The organism is Steroidobacter sp. (genome assembly GCF_036402275.1).
GTDB lineage: Bacteria > Pseudomonadota > Gammaproteobacteria > Steroidobacterales > Steroidobacteraceae > Steroidobacter.
Window position 1 is genome coordinate 96,035 of the sequence record NZ_DASWTF010000050.1, and the last position, 25,690, is coordinate 121,724.

The window sequence follows — 25,690 nt, forward strand, 5'->3', positions numbered from 1 at the left end:
CGGCCCTTCGCCAAGGGATCAGAGTCGCGACCGTCAGAGCGCGACGGCGAGCGACACCAGATACGCGCGAATCTCTTCGGCTTGCGCCGGGGTCAGGGTGGAGCCGAAGCCGACCATGCCTTTGTCCGCGCGAACGCCGTCGATGACGATGGATTTGAACGTGGCCCGATCGACGATGGCGTTGGAGTAGCGCAGGTCCGGAATGGCGGTGACGCTTTTTGCGTCCATGCCGTGGCAGGCCATGCAGACGCGATCGTAATTGCGGCGGCCAGCTTCGATGTCGCCCTCGGCATTGGCGCGTCGAACGTCAGGTGGACGACGCGCCACGTTAGAAATCAACGAAGGCAATGCCGCCTTGCCGCCCAGCTTGAACGCGACGACGCGACCGAACGCGCTGCGGTTCTGCGAGCCGCCGAGGCCACCAGCAACAGCCACGCCACCAATACCAGCGAGAGCCGCGACATACTGCTCGCCATCCAGCTCGAACGTCACCGGCCCGCCGTGGATCGCGTTCTGAACATCCTGCGACCACAAACGCGCGCCCGTGTCGGCGGCGTACGCGTTGAACATGCCGTCGACTGACCCCTGAAAGACCAAGCCGCCGCCCGTCGAGAGCAAACCGCCGTTGCCCGCGCGCTCATAGTTCACTCGCCACACTTCGCGCTGACCCACAGGATCCCACGCGATCAACATCGCGCCACCCTTGCTCTTCGCCGCATCAGCCACCGTCTTGGCGTTAGCTCCGTCGCGCGACAGCGAGAACGCGATGCCCGTATTCCAAGTGCGATCTCGAAATTGAAACGCGTCGTCATGTTTGTAATAGCTCGACGCCTCCAGCGCAGGGATATACGCCAGCTTGGTTTGCGGACTGAACGTCATCGGATACCAGTTGTGCGCACCGAGCGGCCCTGGCGACACCATCGCCGGCTCACGCAGATAGCGCGCCTCAGGCACGACACCAGGCCGGCCGGTCTTCGGATCGAGACCGGTGGTCCAGGTCACATGCACATAGTTCTTGGCGTGAATGAATTCGCCGGTCGCGCGATCGAGCACATAAAAGAAACCATTCTTCGGCGCCTGCATCAGCACCTTGCGCACGCGCCCGTCGATAGTGAGATCCGCGAGAATGATGTGCTGAGTCGCGGTGAAGTCCCACGACTCCGCCGGCGTCGTCTGGAAATGCCACACGTATTCGCCAGTCGCAGGCCGCAACGCCACGATGGAAGACAAATAAAGATTGTCGCCTTCCCCGTTGGAACGAATGCGATGGTTCCACGGGCTGCCATTGCCCACGCCGATGTACAGCAGATCCAGTTGCGGGTCGTAGGCCATCGAGTCCCACACGGTGCCGCCACCGCCGTACTTCCACCACTCGCCATGCCACGTCTTGGCTGCACGCTCCAACGCCGCGTTCTCGAATCCGTCCTTGGGATTGCCGGGCACGGTATAGAACCGCCACACCATCTTGCCGTCGTTAGCATCGTAGGCAGACACGTAACCGCGCACGCCCATTTCACCACCGCCATTACCGATGATGACCTTGCCGCCGATGACTCGCGGCGCGCCCGTGATGGTGTAGCGCTTGCTGGGATCCGTCGTCTGCACCGACCACGCCGGCTGACCGGTCTCGCGATCGAGCGCGATCAGTCGTCCGTCGAGCGTGCCGACGAACACTCGCTTGCCCCACGCAGCCACACCACGATTGACGACATCGCAGCACGCATCGATCGCCTTCGCGCCATCCACTTTGGGATCGAACCTCCACAACTCGCGTCCCGTGCGCGCATCGAGCGCGAACACCTTGCTCCACGCGGACGTGACATACATGACGCCGTCGATCACGAGTGGCGTAGCTTCCTGCCCGCGCGTGGTGTCGAAGTCATAGAACCAGGCGAGCTTGAGCTCGCCGACGTTGGATTGGTTGATGCGAGCCAGCGGGCTGAAGCGCTGCTCGTCGTAGGTGCGGCCGTGAGTCAGCCAGTCCGCGCTGTTGCCCGGCGCAGCCAGCAGTCGCGCGGCATCGACTTCGGCGGCGGGAACAGAAATGGAGTGAGCGAGCGCGACGCCAAGCATCGCTCCCTGGAATACGCGCCCTACTGCTGAACGGAATGGCCGCATCGAATTCCCCCTTTGTTGTGGCCCGCGCCTTGGGTCCGGCGCGGTGGGCGGAATCTTATACGTGCGGCCCGGGCTTCAGGCCCGCCGTGTTTTCAAAGAAACGTCATGAACGCCCCGGCGTCCTGCAGGGCGCACCGCTCAGCGTAGCGACTGGCGTGCGATATTCAGCGCCGACTCGAGGATGTCGGCCATGCTGTCGGTCTTGTTATAGGAAGGCAGGTAGACCCACATCTTCACCACGTCGAGCGACGGCTCGTCCGGCGCGTCCTTTTGCGACTGCGCCCCGACCTCCACCGACAGCGCCCCACTGCGCAGGAAACTGATCGACATCACTTCCAGCTTCATTCCCGATTCCCGTCCCAGGTTGTTATTCAAGATCCGACCGATTCAATGGTTCAGCCCGGCGCGTCAGAACTGAGCTTCGAAGCTGAAGCCCATGAAGTTCACGCCGCCGCCGGTCTCGCTGAACAGACCGAACACGCTGGAGCGGTGCCAGACCAGGAAGCCCACCGAAGCCTCTTCGATGGCGCCGCCCTGAAACAAGCCATGCAGCGGCTCGAACTGACGCAGCGGCAGGTCGATGCTCCACTCCAGATAATTCATCAACTTTTCCGACTTCGCGCCGTCCTTCTTGGCGAAGTCGCGCACCTCGCTCATCGGGATGCGCGTCACGTAGCTGAGCCCTTCACCCAGCCCGAGCCGGACTTGCTTATCGGTCCACGGCAACTCCCAACGGTAGTGCGCCTTGATGTACGCGGTGACGCCATAGCCGTCGTCCTGATAGCCGCGCTCGTCGAGGTACTGCACACCCAGGTTCGCGGTCATCTCCAGCGGCAACGTGAACAACGTGTCGCTGTATTGATAGCCGTACACCGCGCCGATCAGGTAATTCGACTCCGGCGAAGCGTCGTAATCGCCGATCACCACGGTCGCCAGATCGGTCTCGGACGACTTGTTCCAATGCACTCGGAGGCTCTTCTCGCCCTCGGCGCGAGCCGGCGAGCTCAGCAGGGCGGCGATGAATGCAGTGGCGATGAAAAAGCGACAAACCACGGGGTGTTTCCTCGGTGAGCGACCAGTGACCGCCGGAAATTCGGCGCGGTGCATCTTAACGACTGTCGGTCGGGCACGCTGTACGATGAAACCTTAAGCGACGGTAGTTTGACGCGGACAGACGCAGCAGCCTGAGTAGCAGTTCACGAAAGTGTTACGTGGGTCTCGCTTGTACTGCCGCTGAAGCGCGGCAGCTGAGACTTTGCGAGCCACGAGCCATGCGCGCATCATGCGAGCATGACCAAGCACCGGAATCCGCAAGCCGAGCAGATGGCGGACGAGTCCATGGTCCGGAATCTGCGTGCCCAGGCCGAAGCCATCTGGCCGCAAGAACAATTATTACTGGCGCGCTACGGGCAGCCCTCACACATCGCCGATATCGGCTGTGGCAGCGGCGAAATCACTAGCCGCCTGGCGGCCCGGTATCCGCAAGCCCAGATCGTCGGCATCGATATATTGGAAAGCTCGGTCGCTTACGCGCGCCGCGCCCATTCATCTCTGGCGCCACGGGTGCGCTTCGAGCAGGGCGACGCATTCGAATTGAAATTGCCGGCGGGACAGTTCGAGCTGGTGGTGTGCCGTCACATGACCCAGGCGGTGCCCGATCCCGAAAAAGTCATCGCCGAGCTGTGCCGGATCGCCAGGCCCGGCGCTTGGATTCACGTGCTCAGCGAGGATTACGGCATGTTACACATGCCCGCCGGCGCCGTGGATCCCGATCGGCTGTGGCACGAAGGCGTGGTCGAATTTACCCGTCGCACCCACACCGACGCGCGCATCGGCCGCCGCACCTGGGCGATCATGAACCATCTGGGCTTGCAAGATTTGCGCGTCGATTATGTGGTCGTCGATACATTGCGCGTGTCCCGCCAGACTTTTGCCGCGATCATTCAGGCTTGGCAGGACGGCTACACCGACGTGCTCGCCGAGCACAGCAAGCTCGGTGAGAATGAGATTCGTGCGCTATTCGAGCAAAGTGTCGGCGCCATCCTGGATCCGACTCAGTACGCCGTCTGGCACATTCCCATCGTCAGCGGCCGCAAGCCGGCTCAGCGTTTCCAGCCGTAATCCAGCTCGAAACGCAGCCCCAGCACCCAGGAATCGTCCAATGTGACATCCGTGCCGAGCCGGGTCTCGGAGGGCCGCGCGACTTCCAGTCCTTCGTCGCGATAGGTCAGTTCCCAGGCATAGCGGCGCCGGAAGCCCGGCAGCTCGTCGCGGCGCCGGTCGTCGCTGTCATCGTACCGGTCGTCGTATCCAACAGCATATTCAGCCACGGCCGGCGGCGTTTCGAGCTCGTCGCCCTCGACCACGAGCACCTCGTAAGAGGGCTTCAGGGTGCGCAACGCTTTAATAACAAACGAAGTGGCGGTGTCGACCGCCGCCGTGACATCGAGCCGGACGGTCTTCGGAGCAGGAGCGGACGCGCGCTCGCAATTCTCGCAGGCCTGCGCGAGCGGGATCGCGATCAGAAAAAAGGCCGCCCCTTGCGCGGCGGCCGGAAATCGACCCATCGCTTCACTCCCACTCGAATGTAACTATGTAACGACGACGCGCCGGAACCGCTCAAGCGCCGATCCGTTGCATGAGGCATCAGTCATTCCCTGAAGCGGCCCGCCGACTTTCGGCCGTTCATGGTCCTCATTGTGTTGACAACGCAAACTGGCGATGGACAATTTGGACACGGCGAGGACATCGCGCGTTTGCGGGGAAGTAGGATGGGACAGCACACCCAGGGACCTTGGATCGTCAGTCTGGATCCACGTTACCCCAGCGAGCCATGCATCGACGCGGTGGTGGACGGGGTGGTCTGGCACGTCGCTCTATGTCACAACGCCGCGGGTCCCGACGAGGGCAGCGCCGAAGCCAACGCCCGCCTGATCGCCGCCGCTCCCGAACTGCTCGCCACCCTGAAGGACGCCCTGCCCGTGTTACGGGCCGACGTGGAAAAACAGTCGGCCGCCAACGCCGGCCGCCCCAGCATCGAATCGATCAGCCTGCGCGCCGCCCGGTCGCGCTATGAAGCCGCCATCACGGTGCTGGCCAAGATCGATGGGGCCGTGCCCTATCGCCAGCAGCGCTCCGAACAGCGCTGAGGTTCGCTCCGCGGAACCTGAAGAAGGGTCAATGCAGGCCGCCGGCGCGGCGGCTTCTGCAATACTCGCGTCGCTTCGACACACATCGCCAAAACATTGGATGTGAGAGGACGCGAATGAAACCGATCCGCGCTTCGATGACGCTCCCGCTGGCGGCGCTCGGCCTGACGCTGACATTCCCGGCGCTTGCGAACGGGAGTTACAAAGCGCCGCGCACCGAGCACGGCCATCCCGATCTGCAAGGCATCTGGACCAACGCCACGCTCACGCCGGTCGAGCGTCCAAAAATGTTGGGCAATCAGCTCGTGCTCACCGAGCCCGAGGCGTTGCAGATGGAAAAGCGCATGCAGGACTTCGCCGCCGAGTCCGACCGCCCCAGCGACCTGAGCAAGGAGCTGCCCAAGGGCAACGTCGGCGGCTACAACGTGTTCTGGTTCGATCCCGCGAACAAAGTCGCCACCGTCAAAGGCGAGCGGCGCAGCTCGCTGATCGTTTCTCCCGAGAATGGTCAGGTGCCCGCGCTTTCTGAACCAGGTCAGCAACGACTCGCCGCCCGGACCGCGCGTGCCGCCCAGGGCGCCTTCGACGGCCCCGAGCAACGAGCGCTCGGTGAACGCTGCATACTAGGTTTCGGCACAAACTCGGGACCGCCGATGTTGCCGGTGATGTACAACAGTAACTATCAGATCGTGCAATCGGCCAACACGGTGCTGATCCACATCGAGATGGTCCACGACGCGCGCATCGTCCGACTCGGCGGCAAACATCCGCCCGATCACGTGCGCAAGTGGATGGGCGATTCCATCGGCCGGTGGGAAGGCGACACGCTGGTGGTGGAGACCACCAACTTCAATCCGGCGCAGCCCATTCAGATCGGCCAGGGCGCGAGCTATCGAAGCATTCCCGTGTCACCCAAGCTCAAGGTGACGGAACGTTTCACTCGCACCGAAGCGCAGACCATCCATTACGAATTCACGGTCGAGGATCCCGACACGTTCAGCACGCCGTGGCGTGGCGAGATCCCGTTCCATTACACCGACCAGCCGATCTACGAGTACGCCTGCCACGAAGGCAACTACGCGCTGCCCGGCATCCTTGCCGGGGCGCGCGAAGAAGAAAAGGCCGCGGCCAGGGCCAAGCAGTGAGCTACTCGCGCTGACTGCCGGGCGCGAACCTGGCGGCGACGGCCTGCTCCAGCAAATCGAACGGCAGCAGGCCCTGATCGACGATGAAGTCATGAAACGCCCGCGCGTCGAAGCGGCCGGGCTGGGCCAACTCCATGCGAGTGCGCAGCGCGTTCAAGCGCGCGTAGCCGTAGTAATAAGCCGTGGCCTGCCCGGGCGCACGGAACGTGTAGCGATCCACTTCCTGCTTGGCCATCGGCTCGGAGAGCACGATTTCGTTCATCAGGAAACGCAGCGCCGCCTCCGGCTCGATCAAACCGAGATTCAACATCGGATCCAGAAACGCCCGCGCCTCGCGCATCATCCGCATTTGCAACGAGCCGATGCGACCTTCCACCGGCAGATACTCTTTCATCACGGCTTCGGCATACAGCGCCCAACCCTCGACGTTGGCGCTGTTGAACGCAAACACCACGCGCGCGGTTGAAACACCTCGCTCCATCATTCGAGCGAACTGCAACTCGTGGCCAGGACGCGCTTCGTGCGCCGTCAGCGTCCACGCGATGGCGTCGTAATTGAAATCATCCATCTCCGCGCCAGGCTTGGCGTTGGGATTGCTCGTCGGCAGGACGAACTCGGCCGGCTCACCGGTGTTGCCGATCAAGCGCGGCGGATCGATGTGCGGCGCTGGCGATGCGGCGGACTCGGCGTCGCTGGCCAGGCGAATGACGGCATCGCGCTCGGGCATGGTCACGATGCTCTTGTCGCGAACGATGGCTTCGATCTGCTTCAGCCGGCCTTTGTACAGGTCCAGCAGTTTGTCCTTGGGAATGCGCTCTTTTTTCAGCTGACGAATCACGTCCCGGTAATCGCTCGAGGACCAGTTGCGCTCTTTCGCCAGCTGTGCGGCCGTGATCGTCATCTCGTCACGGGTCTGCACATAATCCGCCATCGCCCGCTCCATGATTTCCTGCGGGCTCATTTCCACGCCGACGTTCTTCAGATTGTCGGCATACAACTCCGCCGGCAGCTGATTGGTCTTGCGAGCTCGCGGCAGCACGGTGGCGCGAACCCACTTGTCGTAATCGGCGAACTGCTTGCGCAGCGTCTTCAGATCGCGCTGCCAACCCTTCAAGCCGCTGTCCTTGAGCAACTGTTCGGTGCCGTCGAGAAAGCGCGGCAAGTTATCCAGGTTCTGCTGGACCTCGACCACCCACGGCCCGGTCAGCTTCGGATCGCCTGCTCGCTCTTCATAGCGAGCGCGAGCGAGTGAGGTCAGCGGCTCATAGCCCTTCTCCGCGCCGACATAACGGCGCAGCCGGACCACAGCGGCTTTCTGGCGCTCCTTGGCCACGCGCGCGTCGAGCAGATCCTGGAATCCCTGAAACACCAGCTGGCCGACATCGACGAAGGGCAACATCAATTGCCGGTTGAGCTCGATCGTGCGGCGCTGGTCCTTCGCGGCCTTGATCAGGATGTCGACGTCCTGACGCACCAACGGATCGGTGACGGTGGCTCGCACCGACTCGAGCTTGGACTGCGCCGCCTGCAAGTCGGCGAGTTGCCGCTCCGTGAAGCCGGGCTTCAGATCGACGATGGCCTCGTCGTAGCCCTCGACGCCGAACGACGAAGCGCCTTCCGGCGAGTACTTCGACAGGATCTCGAGCAGGATCTGCGCGTGCCGATTGCTCTCCTCCACCCACGCCGGCGGCGCCGATGCGTCGGCGGCCATGACGACCGGCGTTGTCGCCAGCACCAACGCGCCCAGCAGGCCGCGACCCCAGGATCGGAAACTCTTCATAACCTCACTCCGTAGTTCGGATGCGCGAATTGTAACCATTCATTTCCGATTCATAGTTGGAAACAACAGTATTAGGCAAACCTCGCTCCGGCGGGCCTGCGACCCTTTGGGTGACTGGCGCATCCAGCAGCGAATGTTGCGAACTGTTGCCTCTGTGCTCGTTACCTCGGCGCGAACTGCCGGCGCGGTCGCCCTCACCGCAGTGCTGACCGTCTGCGGCAACCACTCGCTCGATCCGAACGAGACCGCGTTCCACGTGCGCAGCCTCAATCTGGTGAAGGAGTCGCCCACCCTGGAAATCGATGTGGACGACACGACCCTGTTCACTGCCGGCTATGGCCGCGCCACTCGCTTTACTGCCGGAGATCCAGGCCAGCACACACTCAGCTTCAGTGCGATTCTGCCACCCGATCTGCGTGACGACGACGAAACCGCGACGCGGGTCAGCGGCGCCTCGGCCTACACATTTCTCGCCGGGACCGAGTACACCGTGGTGGCGTACGGGACCATGGATGACCTCCGCACGTTCATCATCGAAGGGCTGGATCAACGCGAGCACGTGGAAGACGACAAGCTCGTGCTGCAATTCACTCACGCCTCGCCCGACACACCTGCGGTCGATGTGTATGTGACGGCGGTGAAAGCAGGCATCACGTCGAGGTATTACGTCGACACCCTGTCGCTCACAGAAACCTCGGATCCTCTGGAGCTGTCACTGATTCGGAGCGAGGACGATTCGGCGGAGAACTCAGCGCTCTCCGCCGATGTCGTGATCGAGCTGATGGTGGCCGACACCAACGAGCTTTTGTATCGCTCCGATGCGATCACCTTCGCCGAGCGGAATCGCGTGATGATGGCGATCGCCAGCAACCTGGAACTGCTGCCGGTCAGCGACGCCGCGCTTTGATCGCCACACGAGCCGCCGGCAACGGCTCGCATCCCGGCATGAGCCCGTCGGATATCTCCGCCGTGATTATATGTGGGGAAGTCAACACGACTACACGTTGGGAATGATTGGACACGACGCGTTATTACAGGGCTATACTCCCCGCGGCAGCAAACGGCTGCATTTCAGGATGAAAGTTCACCATGAGCAAGGGATTGTTCACTCTCGCCGGCGTCCTGCTGGCGGGCGCGACGGTTTCCGTCGTGCAAGCACAGAAAGTCGAAGAGCCCGTTCAACACGCGATCACGACCTTCCCGGCCGAGCTCGCCTCAGGCGGCCCTTTGACGAAAGTTGTAACGGAAAAGGCGCCGTCCGAGCTGGCGCCGATGGCTCCGGCGCTGCTCGGCCCGGCGCTGCCGCTCCAGCGAGTGCTGGTCTACGCAGTCGGCTCGACCCAGTTCGGCGGTTGGGAATACATGACAACGATCGGCCAGCAGTGGACCGTGGGTGACCACGGCGGCGCCCAGCTTCGCGTGGTGGTGCAGGAGATCGGCCATGGTCTCAACCCCCTCGCCTGGATGGCGGGCTCGATGCTGCCATCATCCGCCAACTACCAGAACGATACGATCTGCATCGAAGGGAACTGGTACGTGTCGCCCTGTCCCGTCGGCGGCATCATCGTCGGCCACTATCGTTACTACAATCTCGATGGGTGGCAGGACAACTACTTCCAATATCAGAACATCTCGATCGGCACCGGGCCCACCCTGAGCACCTTTATCAACATCCAGTAACGGCAACGTACAGGCAATCGAGGGGGGCTCGTGGCTTGAAATCCCTGATCGTCGCCGCAACTAGGCCACCTGTAGAATTTCGGTATTGGCGCGCGGCTTCGGTGGGCGGCACGCGTCGGCAATGAGCCCACGGCAACTGAAGGAGGTGATCCAAGTGGCTAATTCAAACGTTGGTTCGATCGCAACTCTGGGTGTACTGGTTGGCGAGGGTGGTCGCTAGTCGATTACTCGAACTGGCCGCAAGGCCTCGGAGGATGCGCGCAGGCTTTCGCCACGCGCGCGATCGAGGTCCAACGGAGGGACGCTTCGACGCAGTTGCCTTTCGGATTAACCTTGATCCGTATGGAATGATGCTCGAGCAGAGAACGGCGGGGTCCGCGAGGGCTCCGCCGTTTTTCTTTCCCGTCTCTCCGGCTATTGATTCGCGATCCGCAACTGATTGACCAGCACCTGCAATTCGTCGGGCGGCATGCTGTTGATCACCTGCATCGTCTCTTCCGGGGACAGGCTTCGGCCATCCGGGCTCAAGGCGCCTCGCCGGCCTTCCTCCATCAGCAGAGGCACGACCGGCACCGACTGGTAGTACTCGTCTTCGCCCAGGTCGCCGATGATCGTGGCGGCTGCTTCGGTGAAGCCGGCGTCGACCAGGAACTGCTGGGACAGTTCGATCTTGGTCGTCTTGTCTCGATGGCCGCTCAGGGCGCTGTTGCCGAATACCGAGATGCCCACCATGACCGAGCCGATCAGCGCGCCGACCGGGCCGGAGGACAACGTCATCACGATCGTCCCGGTGGCGCCGACGGCATAGAGGCCGGCCTCGACATGTTTGTACGGGCGATCGGATAACAACGCATCGACCGTCTTGGCGATATCGCCGGTCGCTGAAATCAGTCCCAGTGCGCGGTTCCAGTTCTCGAAACGCACATCGGCGCGGATCACACGCTGCGTGTCAGCGAACGTGCTATCCGCCCCGATGGGTACGCTGCCGGGCCGGTGCATCAGATCGCGCACGTCCTTGGACAGACCCGCGGCGTCCGCGAAAGCACCGATAGTGTTGGACCAGCTCTGATCGCTGATCGCATCGGTAGCGGACTTGGCGAAGGTCAGGCCCGCGGCCGCCACGCCCAACGATCGGAACGTGATGCCAGCAGGCTGATCCGGGTTGAATCCTTCGATACCGCGCAACGCGCTGTCGAACTGCTTGAGCCGTGTCTCCAGCAAAACCTGATTGTCGCCGGGGACGTCCACCAGAGATGTGAGCGCCTCGATCGCCTGCTGGTATTGAGCGGCATCCTTACCTAACAAATTGGCGTAGCGCGAGCCGAGTTGTTCCAATTTTGTTTTGGCATTGGCGACACTGGTTGGATCGGTTCGATCGACCTCCGCGAACACCGCCAACGCGTTCTGTTGAATCGCATCCGAGGCCAGGCGTTTCAAAAATTCCGCGCCTTCCTTAGAGACCTTGTTGACGTCGAACAGACTCACCATCGAGTCCGCATCGGCGCCGATCAGGAAATCGCGATCGCGGGAAGCCGCCAAACCAACCGCCTGCAGCACCGCATCGTTGTTGGCGAGATCGGTCAGCTGCGATTGCAGCTCGGGATACGTCGCCTTCACGCTGTCCGGAAGGCTGTTGAGGCCCGCGAGTGTCTCTTTGAACAAGTGACCGTTGTCGATCAGTCGCTGTTCCAGCTCCTCGAATTTCGCCTTCCACTCCGGCCCTTTGCCCTCGACATACTCTTCGACCGCCCGCGCGATCGCATCCGGCGGCAAGCCCTCCGCATACTTCAGAACCCGGCCGAGCTCGCTCAGCATGCTCTGGTATTCGGCCAGGTCAGTCTCGGTTCGTGACTGCAACGCTTGCGCCCCTTCGAGAACGCCGCGCAAGACGATGCCGGACTCTTCCGTTCGCCCGCTCGCCTCCAACTGCCGCGCCAGCTCCAACGCGAGTGCGGGACTGGCGCCGTCGCGGATGGAATTCGAGATGTTTTCGCTGAGCGGACCCCACTGCCCGCGCCAGTCGCCCGAGTGCGCCAGATAGGTAGTCGCGATGTCGCTGATGAGCTGTTGTGCCGCGGGGCTATCGCCCAGCGAGCCCACGACGCGCGCCATATTCGTGTACAAAGTGCCGCCGTGTTTCTCGCCGGCGTACATCGGCTTCACTTCGGCGATCTTCATGATCGTGTCGATGTTCTGCGTGACCACGGCAAGCGCGAGCTCGGGCGGCAGGTCGGCAGTGAGCTCAGCCAATCGACGGGACGCCTCATTGGCCGGTTCAATTTTGGCCTTGGGGTCGCCGCTGTCTTGGAAGTTGGCGTACGGCTCAGCTACCCATGGCTCCACGCGATCGCGGAGTAAGGTTGCCAGCTCTGGGCTGGTGGCGAGTTGCTCGCGAGCCTCCGGTGAGAGTGACTGCCACTGGTCGTTGAGGATGTTGACCACGGCTTGAGCATCACCGCCGCCTCGTGCGACGTTGAGCGTGAATGTGACTTCGTGATCGACTCTGATCTCGCCAACCACTTCCTCGATGACGGTCACCGTAGCGGAATCGTCGCCGTAGCGCGCCGCGATGCTGCCGCCGTATTGCTCGATTGTTTGAGCGTCATACACCGCGCCAGTCGGGCGCGCGCGAAACTCTTCTGCATATCGAGCCAGCATTTCCGCTTCGATGGCGTCTCTCAGCTCTTCGCGCGCCTCCGGCGTTGGCGTCTGCCGATATTGCAGGACTGCCGCATCGACTCGTTCCTTAGGCGTTAGCGAAGCTTCGTCCGCAGGCGCTGCAACATTCGAGACCTGCGGTGTATCGGTCCCATCGGCTGGTATCTGCGAGGCCCAATCGTTAACGACCCGCGTCACGGATGTGATCGCATTAAAAAATGTCATCGGTAATGCCCGCCCTGTGCATCCTTACAAGCTCTATGTTCGAGCGAACATACGCCGTTCGATTCCGTCCGGCGACGCACTTCCGGGCGAGCGTTGCGGCTTCTACAAAAAATCAAAGGCAACGCCCTGACGATTCGGACCAGTGCGGATAGAGCTTTCCTATCGAGAAACCGACAACGAACCTGCGAGCTCCTCGGCAGTCACGCCGTCTACTTCGACGGTCTTGCGACGGCTGGCCAGACCGGCGGTGATGCGCACCCGGGACTTTGGAACATCTAACTGTTCGGCGATGTATTCAATCAGCGCAGCATTGGCAGCGCCATCGACGGGCGGGGCCGCCAATCTTATTTTCACGCAGCCATCGTGCATGCCGACGACGGCGGTTTTGCTCGCGCGCGGCTGGACGTAGACGTTGATTCGAGCCGAATCCGCCATGCCGATCAGCGCTCCAACTGTTGAGACAGCTGAACGGCGATGCGTCGAGCCACGTCGTCTTCGTAGCGCTCAGCGAATCCACTCAGCAGCGTCCGCGCGGTGCGGCGGTCGCCGCCATCGCGGGCGAGCTCGACGAGCTTGATGGTATCACTGCTCTGGAGCGGTCGGAATTTGTCGTCGACCTGCAATTGTTTCCTGACGACGTGCAGAGCGTCGCCCGTCTTGCGTGCGGCCAGCAGCTGCGGGATCAGCTCTTGAGCCAGGCGATGCGCCAATCGTGGATCCGGCCACTGCGATGCGCGTTCGAACAAATCTCTCAGTTCGTCGCTCGGCCGGGGACTGTCATTCAAATGTTTCTCGATGGTGCGCCACGCATTGCCGTACGCGCCGCCCCGCCACTCGGCGAAGATGCGATCGATGAGCAGATCGATCTGCCGCGCGCGCTCGCGTTTATTCTTCTCGGCCGCACGCTCCGGCGAGCGCGAGGGCTCGAAGCCCAACTCCTGACGTCGCACATACAAAACACCGCCGATCATGGCGAACGACGCCAGCCATGCATACATCAGCACCGCGATGCGCACAACTTCCGGCAAGGGGATCTCGATAGCAAGCGGTAACTCCGCGCCCGGCAGCCACGTGACGAGCACCGTCGCCAACCACCAGGCCCCAGCGAGCACCGCGAGGATCAGCGCGTAACTACCAGGGACGCGAGCGACGATCTGTAACAACACCAGCGGGTTGAGCGACTGAGCGAATCCGCTCGCCGCTTGAGTCATGATGATGGCCGGCACGAGCAACAAACCGACCGCACGGAGCACCGTCACCGCCTCGGCGCCAAGCGAAAACCGCAACATGTCCGTGAGGAAATAGAAGACGGCGACCACGACCACCAACCCGAGCGGCCGCGACTCGTTGGCGGGATTCAACATCTCATAGGAGAGCACCGGCGGCTCATTCACGCCGTCGGCGACCTGATCCAGCAGCGCGAATCCGTATTTGAAGAACCAGGAAGCGACCAGTAATGCCAACGGCAGGCCGAGCAGCCCGCCATGGGCCGCCAATAGCAATAGGATGCTGAATGAAAGAATGAGAACCAGCGCCGCCCCGCGCAGGGGGATCGACAGGTACTTGAGCGTCTCCATCGCATGCATGCCACGACTTTAGTCGCGGCCGACGTGAGCTCGCAAGGCAGTGAGAGCCTGCTCGCAGCACACCGAGGCCCGGCCCGCCGGCTCGATCCGCAGTTCGGCTCCAGCTTGGGTTAGCGACCCTTCTTCTGTTTGCCGATGCGCCGCTCGTTGAGCCGCTCGATCATGGCGTCGACCAGTTGCGTCACTTCGACGCGAGTGCCCGCGCGCATTCCGGTGATTTGATTGCCGCCTTGTGAAATCACATAGCTGTGCCAGACACCTTCGGCCCCCGGCGGCGTCTCCGCGGGCGTCACGGAGTCCAGGGTAAAAGGCACTTCGAGCCAGGCTTCGGTGGCAGCAGGTTTCATGGCGCCATCCCTGTGGGAGTGGAATCCGCACCGCCCGCGCGGCGGCGCTGCTCCTGGTGAATCTCCGGCACGGAAATGTCCGTCTCAGCCGCGATCACCCTGACCAGCGAATGGTTCGGGCTGCGCGGCAAGCTGAGCGAGTGCAGGTGTTCCCAGATGCGGATACGTTCTTGAGGCGAGTGGAGCGGCGAGCGCTGAGACGCAAGCCGCTCCTGCCTTTCCGTCGCACGCTCCTGTTGCTCACGCAAAACGGCGGCGCGACGGTCCGCGGTGCTCATCGTGGTCAAGCCAACCTCGCTCGGGGCTGATCGCTCGTAACTCATGACGTGCTCCGGGGATGGAAACAGTCCGCACGCACCAGGGTGCGTGCGGATTTACGGACTTACCAGCGGCGCGGACCGCCACCACCACCGCCACCGCCACGGGGCTTGTCTTGCGCCTCGTTGACCTTCAGCGGACGGCCGCCCATGTCCTGACCGTTCAGGCTCTGGATGGCGCGAGCCGCATCGGCGCGCGGCATTTCGACGAAGCCGAAGCCGCGGGGACGGCCGGTCTCACGGTCCATGATGAGGGCCACGGACTCGACGGTGCCGTGCTGCTCGAACAGCGAGCGGACCGCGTTTTCATCGGCGGAAAAGGGCAGATTGCCCACGTAAATCTTGCTCATTCAATACTCCAACAAAGCGCGAACACTCAAACCGCGTCCATCACATCCGTGGGAGGACGCCGAAACAGGTCGCAAAAACGGGCTGGCGGTAATGCACGCCCACTACGGTTCGGCAACGATCGGTTTAGGTTGAGTTGGTCGCGCCGGAGCACGGCGCCGGCGATGGCATGAGAATGAATCGCCGCGGACCAAGAAAAGATAAAAAGAAAGATGACGAGCCGAGTGCACTATACACGGCCGGCGGCGGCCGCGAGAGATATTTTGGATGAATCTGCTGTGGGCGGCGCCTGACTCACAGGCGCCGCCCCGTGACCTGGCTCAGGCCGCGAGCCCCTGCGCTTTCAGATATTCGTCGTAGGTGCCCTTGAAGTCGACCAGTTTCCCGCCCGGCTGGATCTCGATGATGCGGTTGGCGATGCCGCCGACGAACTCGCGGTCGTGCGAGACGAAAACCACCGTCCCGGGATATTTCTCGACGCCGATCTGCAGCGATTCGATCGTTTCCATGTCCATGTGGTTGGTCGGCTCGTCGAGCAGCAGGACGTTCGGTTTGGTGAGCATCAGCTTGCCGTAGATCATGCGGCCCTTCTCACCGCCGGACAGCACTTTGACCGACTTGCGCGTCTCGTCGCCGGAGAACAGCAGACGGCCCAGCGTGGCGCGCACGATCTGGTCGTCATCGCTCTTGGAGCGCCACTCGCTCATCCAGGTGAACAAATCGACCTTCTCGGCGAACTCCGCCTGCGGGTCCTGCGGCATGTAGCCGAGCTTGGCATTCTCCACCCACGTGATCGTGCCCTTGCTCGGCTGCAACTCGCCAGCGAGCAAACGCATGAGCGTGGTCTTGCCGACGCCGTTCTGGCCGATGATGGCGATGCGCTCGCCCGCTTCGACGTTGAAATTCACATTCTTCAGCACCGGCGTGTCCGCGCCCGGATATGTGAAATCCAACTCCTCCACCGTCACCGCGTTCCGATACAGCTTCTTTTCCTGCTCGAAGCGGATGTACGGATTCTGGCGCGAGGACGGCTTGACCTCCTCGATCTTGATCTTGTCGATCTGACGCAGACGCGACGTAGCCTGACGCGCCTTCGAGGCGTTCGCCGAGAAGCGCCGGACGAATTCCTGCAGATCGGAGATACGTTCCTTGGCCTTGGCATTGGCCGCTTCCACTCGCTCGCGGGCCTGCACGGACGCCAGCATGAAGTCGTCGTAATTGCCCGGATAGATCTTGAGCTGACCGTAGTCCAGATCCGCCATGTGCGTGCACACCTGATTCAGGAAGTGACGATCGTGGCTGATGATGATCATGGTGGCGTCGTACTGGTTGAGCACGCTTTCCAGCCAGCCGATGGAATGAATGTCCAGGTTGTTGGTGGGCTCGTCCAGCAACAGCACGTCGGGCCGGGAGAACAGCGCCTGCGCCAGCAGCACACGCAGCTTCCAGCCTGGCGCCACTTCACGCATCGGCCCGTTGTGATAGGACGGATCGATACCCGCATCCTTCAGAATGCTCGCCGCGCGCGCTTCGGCGTCGTAGCCGCCGTACTCGGCGAACTTCGCTTCGAGCTCGGCCGCGCGCATGTAATCGTCGTCGGTCGCTTCGGGATTGGCGTAGATGCGATCGCGTTCGACCATCGCTTGCCACATTTCCGCGTGACCCTGCATGACCACGTCGAGCACGCGCTGGTCTTCGTACGCGAATTGATCCTGGCGCAATTTGCCGAGGCGCAGGCCGTTCATCAGCATCACTTCGCCGGAGCTGGGCTCCAACTCGCGGCCGAGGATTTTCATGAACGTGGATTTGCCGCAGCCGTTGGCTCCGATCAGGCCATAGCGATTGCCATCGGAGAACTTGACCGAGACCTGTTCGAACAGCGGCTTGGCGCCGAATTGGATGGAGACGTTGGCGGTTGAAAGCATTGCGTGTTCTGAATGTTTCCGAAAGCGTGAAAAATAAAGCCCAAAAAAGAAAACTCAGTGTTGAGGCTGCCCTGGCCGGATCAAGCCCAGCGCCAGCAACGAAACCGCGCCCGCGGCCGTGAGGTAATAGCCGACATAGGCAAGGCCGTAATGCGTGGCGAGCCACGTGGCCACGTACGGCGCGAGCGAGGCGCCGACGATGCCGGCGAGATTGAAAGTCAAAGAGGCGCCAGTGTACCGGACCGACGTGGGAAACAACTCCGAAAGTGCCGTTCCCAAGGGACCGTAGGTGAGTCCCATCAGGCCAAGCCCTAACGACAGGAATATGACCACACGGAGCGCCGAGTCAGACCCGAACAAGGGCTCGAAAAACAAACCGAAGGCCATGATGCCCAGCGTGGCCGCGATCAACATGGCGCGGCGTCCTTGCCGATCCGCAATCACCGCGGAGACCGGAATGGTGAGCGCGAAGAACAGCACGCCGATCATTTGCAGGATCAGGAATTCCTGGCGCGAATATCCCAACGCCGACGTGCCCCAGCTGAGCGAGAACACCGTCATCAGGTAGAACACGACGAAGGTGGCGGTCGCCGCGAATGTTCCCAACACCAGCATGCCCGGATGACGCGTGACCACCGTGAGCATCGGCAGGCGCACGCGCTCGTTGTTGTCGATGGCGCGCTGAAAAGCCGGCGTCTCATGCAAACGCAAGCGGACATACAACCCGACGAATACCAGCAACGCGCTGGCCACGAACGGCACGCGCCAGCCCCAGACGAAGAACTCGGCGTCGCTCAAATATTCGGTCAGCAGCAGGAACACGCCCGTGGAGCACAGGAACCCGAGTGGCGCGCCGAGTTGCGGGAACATGCCATACCATGCCTGTTTGCCCGGCGGCGCATTCTCGGTGGCCAGCAGCACCGCCCCGCCCCATTCGCCGCCCAATCCCAGGCCCTGGCCGAGACGACATAAAGCCAGCAGCAGCGGCGCCAGCAAGCCAATGGACTCGTAGGTCGGCAGCAGACCGATGAACACCGTCGACAGGCCCATGGTCAGCAGCGCCGCCACCAGCGTGGCCTTGCGCCCGATCCGGTCGCCGAAATGCCCGAACAGCGCCGAACCCAGCGGCCGCGCGAAAAAGGCGAGCGCGAACGTCGCCAGCGACTGCAGCGTGGCCGAAGCCGGATCTCCCGCCGGAAAGAACAGACGCGGGAACACCAGCACGGCCGCCGTGGCGTAGATGTAAAAGTCGAAATACTCGATCGTGGTGCCGATCAGGCTCGCAAACAGCACCCGTCGCGGCGAGTTGCCCCCGCCGCCTGACACCGACGTCTGACTCATTTAGGGTTCGGAACGATGGGATTCTTGGGATTTCGGCCGCGGATTCTCGCATGAATCGCGATTTTTGGCCCACCATCCGGGATTGGCCGCAAAGGCTCCGGGGAACCCCGGTCTCCAGCCCGCCCGCCGCGCGGCGATACCTGAACTGTGACAACTACAAGTCTGTGACAACTGAAGGATTGGCCCCGATGAGCTTACTTCCCTGGGACGCCCAGAAATTTGACGTATTGGTCGAGGAAATGAACCGGCAGCACCACGGCCTGGTCGACGCCATGAACGAGCTGCACGAGCGCGCCCACGCCGGCGCCGACAAGGCCGAGTTGACGAGATTGTTACAGCATCTCGAAAGCCTGACCGTCCGTCACTTCCGCGAAGAGGAAACGATGTTGGCGCGCCAGCACTATCCCCAATTGGAACTTCACAAGGGCATTCACGCGCGATTGCTGAAAGAGTTCGGCAACCATAAGCAGGCGTTTCTGGCCGGCCCTGGCAGGTTTGGCAAAGACTTTTTCGACTATCTCGAGTTCTGGCTGCGATCTCACATCATGCACATCGATCGCAAATACGGCGAGCACTTCGCGCACGAGCGCAAGAAGGCTACTGCCACAGCGACGGCTTAGGCCGCAGCGCCAGCGCGGCGAACACTTGTTTCATGCGGTTTACCCGCGAAATGTAGCCCTGCACCGAGTGGTCGCCGCAATGCTGCCCGGGTCGCGGTCGAAAGCCGCGACGCGCGAAGCTCGATCCCGCGCCAGCGCCGCAAACATGGATCACCGCGGCCAGATCCTGCTTCTGTCGCAGCGTCGCCGAGCGGATGCGATGTTTGTAGAGGATGGCGGCGATCTGCCGATCCAGATACGCCGACGTCATCTCCACCGCGTGTGACGGAATCACACGCATGTACAGGCTGTTGAACCAGCAGGAATCGAAGTCGTGCCACGGCCCGTCCTCCTCGACCTTGTGGTCGTGGATGCACAGCCGGCGCGTGTATTCGAACGTGCCGTCGGTGATCTGGTACATGCCCACCGCGCTGGACGCCGGTCGATAGACTTCGAACGGTTTGTGGGTCAGCGACCAGCGCCAGTAAGTGCGCACGATCGGATTGCCCGAGCCTTCCACTTGCGCGAGCGCCGCCAGCAATTCGGGGCTGACGGTGGCCGTCGAATGTTTGCGGAAAATGGGCTCGTAGGAGATCCAGGTCTCGCTGGGCGTCTTGTAGAGCGTGCCGCTGACTGGAAAGAACAATTCGGAAGGCTTGCGGATCACCTGATAGATCCAGTTGATCGCGAACCACGAGGACACGGTCAACAGCAGCACCACGATGACCTGCAACGTGAGCGGTGCTGTTCGCAAGATGCGCAGCCAGCGCTTGCGCGTGGCTGCGCTCGGCAGGAATTTGGTCAGGCTCCAGCTCCGGCGACGCTTGCCGGAGCCGCGGCGTGACTTACTGCTGCGTCGGCTGATCGGCGGATTCTCCGTCCGTGTCGCCCTGCGGGTCCGCGTCCCGGGACTTCGACTTCTTGTCCTTCTTGGCAGCCTTGTCGGGCTTGCCCGTCGGGCCGCCCACGGCCGCGATGTAGTTGGACTTCAGGTAACCGGACACCAGGTCGGCCACTCTGATCAGCATGGCCTGATCCGTGCCGCCCATGGAATAAGCCGCCCCGAACGCGTTGGCATGTTGATAGAACTCCGGCTCGGCGATCACTTCGCCCGTGGTCGCATCGCTGAGCTTCACGGTCATCAAGACCGCGGTGCCGCCCGCGAACGCGCCGGCCCAGATGCGCGCCTTGCCGCTGACGAATTTCACGTGACGAATGGTCGGCTCGATCTTCAACGCGCGCGGCGGCGTGTTATTCGGCTCCTTGGCGTTCCACTCGGCGAGCGCCGGCTGCACGCGCGCGTCGAGGTTGGCCTGCAGCTTCTCTTTCGCCTGCTCGTTTGCCGGCTGACCGGCATAGGGCGCGACCATGGCGATGGGCGCGATCTCGAAGCGATCGAAGCTTTCCAACGCCACCGAGGGCGGCGGATTGGTGACGTTCTTCGCCTCGATGTAATCGACCACGTCGCCGGCCGCCCAGGAATGCAAGGGCTGCACCGCCAGCGTCGCCAGCATCACTCCTGCCGCAATTCGAATGACTCGCATGAGATCTCCGACCGAAAGGTCTCAGCCCGCGAGCTCGCCCGCTGCCGAGAGATATGTATGGAACCACGCAGCGATCGAGCTGCGCAATGCTTCGGGTTGCCGGTGCGATGTCTTTTGGCCCGCTCACCGCGTCCGAACGCTGCGCGAGTCTACGCGGCGCGTCGGTCCACGTGTATGACCCTTTAGTGGCACGCTCGTACGCCGTTATTCGTCGGCAGCCTCGACCGGCTTGGGAGCGATCACTTCCGCGAAGACCAGCCGGAACACCACGCCACCGCCCGGTCTCGGATCGTTATTAGCGCCGGAGCGAACGCCGGGAGACAATTCGCGGGACACGAACATGGATATACCGGTGCCGGCTTTGCCTGCCGACAGGAAAGGTTCGAAGACGCGCTTGGAATCGGCGGGCCCGATCGCCGAGCCGCGATCGATCACATCGAGATAGCGACGCTGCGTCGTGGCGCTGCGGCCCACGCGGATCTCGACCGGATCGGTCGAGTTACTGGCGCGGCCGTACTTCAACAGATCGGTGCACAGCGTCCACAACAGTCGTTGCAAATGCGCCGGGTCGGCTCGCACTGGCACGCTCTCGCGCGGCGCGCTCAGGCGCAATGTATCGGCGTCGATCTCCTCCGCCTGCCAGAACTCGGTGAGAAATTCTTTGCACCACGAGGCGAGGTCCACGCGCTCCAGCCGGACCGATTCGCGACGACCGAACTGCAGCGCGTTACCGATGATGATGCGCAAACGCGGGTCGTTGTTTGTGAGCATGCTGCCCGGCGGCCGCGCGGGTTGCTGCTGTTGTTGTGGCTGAGGGCGGCGAGTTTGCGCGACCGTGTTTGATGCGGTCGGCGGCCGCACGGGCTGTTGTTGTTGCGGCCGCCGGCTTTGCGCTCCGGTGTTCGCCGAGGTCGGCGGCCGCGCGGGTGGCGCTGGCGGCTTGGGAGCATTTGCCCAGGGCGACACTTCCTGAAGCGCCGCTCGAAAATTGTTCTGCCGCGCCAGATTCTCGCGCAGCGTATTGGCGCGATAATCCCCGAGTTGATCCTCTTCCTCGGGCGCGGCCTCCTGAAACAAATCGGGACGAGCGGCTTCGACGCGTGACGGACTCTGGCGGCGTGGCCCTTCTCGAAACGCCGGCTCTTCGAAGGGATTACCTCGTGGCTCGCTGCTACGTAGCGCACTGACCGGCGCAAGGCTGCCGGCATAAGGACCGCCTTCATACGACGGTTCGCGCACAGCGCCGGCTGCATACGGACTTTGGAAGGAAGGTGCAGGCGCTCGCACCGGAGGTGGCGGCGGAGGCGCTTGCGGCGCGGGCTCGCGTGGCACGGGCACTTGATTGACTTGCACCGACGCCGGAACCATCGCGGCCGACAGCCACGCCGATACGCGCGATTTGTCTTCCACGAAAATCAACGCCGGTCCTTGCACGCTGTTGTCGAGCGATACGAACTTCAACTGCAGGCGGCGCTCGCCATCGAACCCCGTCATGGTCGGTGTGCTGCGGCTTTCGTCGCAGAAAGAACGTCGCCAGACGTCGAGCAGATTGAACAGTCGCGGCGAGATACTGCCGAGAGTGAGGCCTTGGGACGCGGCGCCGCCCTGGAGCATGGTGGAGGCGGTATCGCTGATCATCGTGACCCGGTTTTCGCCGTCCACCACCAGCACGCCTTCCTGCAAGTGCTCCGTCAGAGCCCGGTGCAGGTCCATCAAGTCGCTGTTGGCCGCCTCGCGCTGACGGCTGATCTCTTCGTTCGAACGCATGACGCGCGACAGCTGCGAGATGCCGAGTGAGATGACGATGGTCAGGGCGCCGGAGATCGCCGCGGTCGTGAAGTCGCCCACGGCGTCGGTGCTCGCCAGCAAGGTGATGCCGGGCTGAACGAGCATGGCCAGCGCGGCGCTGATGGCGATAGCTATGGCAAGGCGCCGCCGCAAGATGAAGCTGGCCGCGCCGATGGACAGCACGACGAGAGCCGAAATACCGCCGTTCACACCGCCGCTGGCGTAGGTCAACAGCGACAGCACCAGGACATCGGCGAACACACCCGTCCATGTCTGCAGCACGATATCGGGCGCGCGCCGGCGGATGCTGCCGACCGAGATGCCCGCGTACAAGAAATAAGCGGTGGCCGCGCCCGCGAAAAGCGCAGGGTCGAGCTGCCCGACGGTCTCGGGCATGATGGAAAAGAACAATGTCGCGAGCGCAGACGCGGCGAGCAGCCGCAGCCCATTGACGAAGCCGAGCACCCGCCACGACAGCTCGGCCGTCGATATAGGCAAAAAATTCTCCGGGCTCGAAGCCACCGCCGCGCCCATCCTCCCCGTACCAAGGCGGGATTCGTGAACCGACATTTTATGGATTCGGCACCGGGCATCCTGCCACGGGCCTCATGCGAGCAGAGCCCATGTCCATAAAAAATGGGCGTGGTTTTCGCTCACTCGCCGCCTCCGGCGGGGTACATCCATGTACCCGAGGGTGGTAGTTGCAAGCATGTGTCGCAATAGCTGCCCGGATTCAGGTTGGGCTGGACGCTGCGGGGCGGGGACGCTAGCGTACCGGCCCGTTTTTCCCGCCACTGAGCCTGAGGGATGTATGCGCCAGTTGACGCTACTCGCTGCGTTGTTGATGACTTCACCGGCCCTGGTGTCGGCCGCGCCCGCGGACGCGCCCACCAAGGTCCTCCAGGGCCGCGATTTGTTCGGCCTGCAATACGCCACCGATCCGCAGATCCGCCCGGACGGACGCGCTGTCGCCTATTCGCGCCGCTCGTTCGACATCATGACCGACCGTGGCCGCAACTCGATCTGGCTGATCGACACCGAATCCGGCCTGCAGACCCCGGTTGTCGCGGGCAGTGGCTCGCACAGCTCGCCGCGCTGGTCGCCGAAGGGCGATCGCCTGGCCTATGTCTCCACGGCCGAGGATGGACGGCCCCAGTTGTTCGTGCGCTGGATGCAGACCGGCCAGACGGCGAAGCTCGCCGAGCTGCTGGACGCGCCGGACTCGCTCACCTGGTCGCCGGACGGCAAGTGGATCGCATTCACCATGTTCGCCCCGGATACGAAACAGCCGCTGGGTGAAGCGCCGCCGAAGCCGGAGAACGCGCAGTGGGCGCCGCCGCTGGAAGTGATCACGGACATCACCTATCGCACCGATAGCGGCGGTTACCTCAAGCCCGGGTACACGCATGTGTATGTGGTCGCCGCGGACGGCGGCGCTCCGCGTCAGCTGACTTTCGGCGCGTTCAACGAATCGGGTCCGTTGTCATGGGCGCCGGACGGCAGCTACATCGTCGCCACCGGCAACCGCAACGAGAACTGGCGACGCGAGCCGGTGAACTCGGAGCTGTATCGCATCTCGCTGGCCGACGGCGCGATCACTCCGCTGACCAAGCGCAACGGCCCGGACGTCTCGCCGCGCGTTTCGCCGGATGGCAAGACCATCGCGTATCTCAGCTTCGACGATAAGTTCATGGGCTACCAGAACCTCGAGCTATACGTGATGAACGCGGATGGCAGCAATGCCCGCTCGCTCACGTCGTCGCTGGATCGCTCCATCGACAGCGTCGAGTGGGCCGCCGACGGCCGCAGCCTTTTGATTCGCTACGACGATCACGCGGTGACTAAAGTCGCGCGCATCGCGCTGAATGGGCGCGTGACTCCGGTCGCTGAAGGGTTGAGTGGCGCTTCGCTCGATCGGCCTTACACGGGCGGTGAATTCACGGTCGCGAACGATGGCACTATCGCCTTCACGCGTGGAACTGGCGCGAGGCCGTCGGATGTTTCCATCTCGCGCGGTGGCCGTACCAAACATTTGACTGCATTGAACGAAGGACTGCTCGGCGGCAAGACGTTGGGTGAAGTGCGGGCGCTGGATGTGAAGTCCTCGTTCGACCAGCGTGACATCGACGCGTGGCTGGTGCTGCCGCCGAACTTCGATCGCAACAAGAAATATCCGCTGATCCTGGAGATCCACGGTGGACCGTTCGCGGCCTACGGCCCGGTGTTCTCCACCGATAATCAGTTGTATGCGGCTGCGGGCTACGTCGTGCTGTATACGAACCCGCGTGGCTCCACGTCGTATGGCGACGAGTTCGCCAACCTGATTCATCACAAATATCCGGGCAACGATTACGACGACCTGATCAGCTGCGTCGACGCGGCCATCGCGCAGGGCTTCGTCGATCCGGACAACCTGTTCGTCACCGGCGGCTCCGGCGGCGGCGTGCTCACCGCCTGGATCGTCGGCAAGACGGATCGCTTCAAGGCCGCGGCCACGCAAAAGCCCGTGATCAACTGGGCCAGCACGGTGTTGACCACGGACGGCTCTCAGTTCATGACGCAGTACTGGTTCGGCAAGACGCCTTGGGAAGATCCGCAGACCTATTGGGCGCGCTCGCCGCTGTCGCTGGTGGGCTCAGTGAAAACCCCGACGCTGGTGGTGGTCGGCGACCAGGACTTCCGCACGCCCCTCAGCGACTCGGAACAGTACTACCAGGCCCTGCAACTGGCCGGCGTCCCCACCGGCCTGGTGAAAGTCCCCGGCGCCTCCCACGGCGGCTTCACCGCCCGCCCCTCCCAGTCCGCCGCCAAAGCCAGCGCCATCCTGGCCTGGTTCGATCGCCACAAATCAAAGCCCGCCGCTCCCCAGCCCAGTGGACCGTAAGACCCACCCCCTAACCCCCTCCCGTGCACGGGAGGGGGAACAGATTTTTGATATTTGTGCTCGCCTTCGGCGAGCACGTGCGAATCAGAAGCTCGCCTGCGGCGGGCACGCGCCGCACAGAAAGCTCGCCCAGCGGCGGGCGCACCTCAATCGGAAGCTCGCCTGCGGCGAGCCGGCCGGAATGTGCCATCAAAGCCGAAGGCGTCGTTCGAGGTGACCTCCCTTCTTCCGGCAGTGTCGAGAAAGAGGGACCTTT

23 protein-coding genes are annotated in these 25,690 nt (G+C 62.8%); 7 read left to right on the forward strand and 16 right to left on the reverse strand.

What is annotated here, in order from left to right:
* Nucleotides 1-33: 33 nt before the first annotated feature.
* From VGD45_RS29460 to VGD45_RS29470, 3 genes are all read right to left on the reverse strand, one after another.
* A complete protein-coding gene (locus VGD45_RS29460) occupies nt 34-2,118 on the reverse strand; it encodes a PQQ-dependent dehydrogenase, methanol/ethanol family (RefSeq protein WP_331158980.1) in 2,085 nt (694 codons plus the stop codon).
* Between the two features lie 138 nt (nt 2,119-2,256).
* A complete protein-coding gene (locus VGD45_RS29465; RefSeq protein WP_331158981.1) occupies nt 2,257-2,463 on the reverse strand; it encodes a hypothetical protein in 207 nt (68 codons plus the stop codon).
* A 63-nt stretch (nt 2,464-2,526) separates the two neighbouring features.
* Nucleotides 2,527-3,171: a hypothetical protein gene (locus VGD45_RS29470; RefSeq protein ID WP_331158982.1), complete on the reverse strand. Its 645-nt coding sequence runs from the start codon at nt 3,169-3,171 to the stop codon at nt 2,527-2,529.
* 237 nt (nt 3,172-3,408) lie between these two features.
* Between VGD45_RS29470 and VGD45_RS29475 the strand changes: the two genes are divergently transcribed.
* Nucleotides 3,409-4,239, forward strand: a complete 831-nt coding sequence (locus VGD45_RS29475) for a class I SAM-dependent methyltransferase (protein WP_331158983.1) — start codon at nt 3,409-3,411, stop codon at nt 4,237-4,239.
* Here the strand turns inward: VGD45_RS29475 and VGD45_RS29480 are convergent.
* Nucleotides 4,221-4,685: a hypothetical protein gene (locus VGD45_RS29480; protein ID WP_331158984.1), complete on the reverse strand. Its 465-nt coding sequence runs from the start codon at nt 4,683-4,685 to the stop codon at nt 4,221-4,223. The two genes, VGD45_RS29475 and VGD45_RS29480, sit on opposite strands and share 19 nt — an antisense overlap.
* Nucleotides 4,686-4,889: 204 nt before the next feature.
* Here VGD45_RS29480 and VGD45_RS29485 point away from each other — a divergent pair, with 204 nt between their 5' ends.
* Nucleotides 4,890-5,267, forward strand: coding sequence for a hypothetical protein (locus VGD45_RS29485; RefSeq protein ID WP_331158985.1), 378 nt, complete (start codon nt 4,890-4,892; stop codon nt 5,265-5,267).
* A 116-nt stretch (nt 5,268-5,383) separates the two neighbouring features.
* Nucleotides 5,384-6,412, forward strand: coding sequence for a hypothetical protein (locus VGD45_RS29490; protein WP_331158986.1), 1,029 nt, complete (start codon nt 5,384-5,386; stop codon nt 6,410-6,412).
* 1 nt (nt 6,413) lies between these two features.
* Here VGD45_RS29490 and VGD45_RS29495 read toward each other — a convergent pair whose 3' ends face one another.
* Nucleotides 6,414-8,192 carry a DUF885 domain-containing protein gene (locus VGD45_RS29495; protein WP_331158987.1) on the reverse strand — a complete coding sequence of 593 codons (1,779 nt, stop codon included), beginning with the start codon at nt 8,190-8,192 and terminating at the stop codon, nt 6,414-6,416.
* Nucleotides 8,193-8,325: 133 nt separating this feature from the next.
* On the opposite strand from VGD45_RS29495, the gene VGD45_RS29500 reads away from it, so the two are divergent.
* Both VGD45_RS29500 and VGD45_RS29505 read left to right on the forward strand, forming a co-directional pair.
* The gene (locus VGD45_RS29500; RefSeq protein ID WP_331158988.1) at nt 8,326-9,099 is read left to right on the forward strand and encodes a DUF4397 domain-containing protein; all 774 of its coding nucleotides are present in this window, start codon (nt 8,326-8,328) and stop codon (nt 9,097-9,099) included.
* Between the two features lie 182 nt (nt 9,100-9,281).
* Entirely contained in the window at nt 9,282-9,872 is a 591-nt protein-coding gene (locus VGD45_RS29505; RefSeq protein WP_331158989.1) for a DUF4879 domain-containing protein, read from the forward strand.
* A 414-nt stretch (nt 9,873-10,286) separates the two neighbouring features.
* Here the strand turns inward: VGD45_RS29505 and VGD45_RS29510 are convergent, their stop codons facing one another.
* The 8 genes from VGD45_RS29510 to VGD45_RS29545 form a co-directional block, all read right to left on the reverse strand.
* Nucleotides 10,287-12,728: a hypothetical protein gene (locus VGD45_RS29510; RefSeq protein ID WP_331158990.1), complete on the reverse strand. Its 2,442-nt coding sequence runs from the start codon at nt 12,726-12,728 to the stop codon at nt 10,287-10,289.
* A 186-nt stretch (nt 12,729-12,914) separates the two neighbouring features.
* Complete coding sequence (locus VGD45_RS29515; protein WP_331158991.1) at nt 12,915-13,190, reverse strand: DUF167 domain-containing protein; 276 nt, start codon at nt 13,188-13,190, stop codon at nt 12,915-12,917.
* 5 nt (nt 13,191-13,195) lie between these two features.
* Nucleotides 13,196-14,341, reverse strand: coding sequence for a hypothetical protein (locus VGD45_RS29520; protein WP_331158992.1), 1,146 nt, complete (start codon nt 14,339-14,341; stop codon nt 13,196-13,198).
* Between the two features lie 110 nt (nt 14,342-14,451).
* A complete protein-coding gene (locus tag VGD45_RS29525) occupies nt 14,452-14,688 on the reverse strand; it encodes a hypothetical protein (RefSeq protein WP_331158993.1) in 237 nt (78 codons plus the stop codon).
* Nucleotides 14,685-15,011, reverse strand: a complete 327-nt coding sequence (locus tag VGD45_RS29530) for a hypothetical protein (RefSeq protein WP_331158994.1) — start codon at nt 15,009-15,011, stop codon at nt 14,685-14,687. The genes VGD45_RS29525 and VGD45_RS29530 overlap by 4 nt, the downstream gene beginning before the upstream one ends.
* A 59-nt stretch (nt 15,012-15,070) precedes the next feature.
* Nucleotides 15,071-15,355, reverse strand: a complete 285-nt coding sequence (locus tag VGD45_RS29535; RefSeq protein ID WP_331158995.1) for an RNA-binding protein — start codon at nt 15,353-15,355, stop codon at nt 15,071-15,073.
* 318 nt (nt 15,356-15,673) lie between these two features.
* On the reverse strand, nt 15,674-17,278 hold the full coding sequence (locus VGD45_RS29540) for an ABC-F family ATPase (protein ID WP_331158996.1): 1,605 nt from the start codon (nt 17,276-17,278) through the stop codon (nt 15,674-15,676).
* A gap of 54 nt (nt 17,279-17,332) precedes the next feature.
* Nucleotides 17,333-18,619 (reverse strand): MFS transporter, encoded by a 1,287-nt coding sequence (locus tag VGD45_RS29545; RefSeq protein ID WP_331158997.1) that lies wholly within the window; start codon nt 18,617-18,619, stop codon nt 17,333-17,335.
* Nucleotides 18,620-18,807: 188 nt separating this feature from the next.
* On the opposite strand from VGD45_RS29545, the gene VGD45_RS29550 reads away from it, so the two are divergent.
* The gene (locus VGD45_RS29550; protein ID WP_331158998.1) at nt 18,808-19,239 is read left to right on the forward strand and encodes a hemerythrin family protein; all 432 of its coding nucleotides are present in this window, start codon (nt 18,808-18,810) and stop codon (nt 19,237-19,239) included.
* On the opposite strand, the gene VGD45_RS29555 is transcribed toward VGD45_RS29550, so the two are convergent.
* From VGD45_RS29555 to VGD45_RS29565, 3 genes are all read right to left on the reverse strand, one after another.
* Entirely contained in the window at nt 19,217-19,972 is a 756-nt protein-coding gene (locus VGD45_RS29555) for a hypothetical protein (RefSeq protein WP_331158999.1), read from the reverse strand. The genes VGD45_RS29550 and VGD45_RS29555 overlap by 23 nt on opposite strands.
* Before the next feature lie 91 nt (nt 19,973-20,063).
* Nucleotides 20,064-20,762, reverse strand: coding sequence for a hypothetical protein (locus tag VGD45_RS29560; protein ID WP_331159000.1), 699 nt, complete (start codon nt 20,760-20,762; stop codon nt 20,064-20,066).
* A gap of 204 nt (nt 20,763-20,966) precedes the next feature.
* Nucleotides 20,967-23,048 (reverse strand): ATP-binding protein, encoded by a 2,082-nt coding sequence (locus VGD45_RS29565; protein WP_331159001.1) that lies wholly within the window; start codon nt 23,046-23,048, stop codon nt 20,967-20,969.
* Nucleotides 23,049-23,361: 313 nt separating this feature from the next.
* On the opposite strand from VGD45_RS29565, the gene VGD45_RS29570 reads away from it, so the two are divergent.
* On the forward strand, nt 23,362-25,434 hold the full coding sequence (locus tag VGD45_RS29570) for a S9 family peptidase (protein ID WP_331159002.1): 2,073 nt from the start codon (nt 23,362-23,364) through the stop codon (nt 25,432-25,434).
* The last annotated feature ends 256 nt before the right edge of the window (nt 25,435-25,690 follow it).